The organism is Salmonella sp. SAL4457 (genome assembly GCF_046548235.1).
Lineage (GTDB): Bacteria > Pseudomonadota > Gammaproteobacteria > Enterobacterales > Enterobacteriaceae > Salmonella > Salmonella enterica.
Genome location: NZ_JBGDZO010000880.1, coordinates 1 through 255, shown reverse-complemented (window position 1 = coordinate 255; position 255 = coordinate 1). Strand labels below are relative to the sequence as shown.

Below are 255 nucleotides of genomic sequence, written 5' to 3'. Positions count from 1 at the left end.
GAACAGGGCGATGCGCGCGGCGGCTTCGTCTTCCTGGCCCATCGAGGCCCACACGTCGGTGCTCACCAGGTGCGCGCCGGCCACCCCCTCGCGCGGGTCGCGGACGACGCGCAGGCGGTCGCCGGCAAGGGCGACGAACTCGGACTTCGGCTCGTAGCCCTCGGGGCAGGCCACGCTCAGCTGGAAGTCGAACTTCAGCTCCGCTTCTATATAGCTGTTGCACATGTTGTTGCCGTCGCCGATCCAGGCCACGGT

The 255-nt window shown here is 68.6% G+C and carries 1 pseudogene; it reads right to left on the bottom strand.

From position 1 onward, the window contains the following. Positions 1-255: pseudogene (locus tag ACLJNW_RS26720) on the bottom strand (ornithine carbamoyltransferase); the annotation flags it as partial.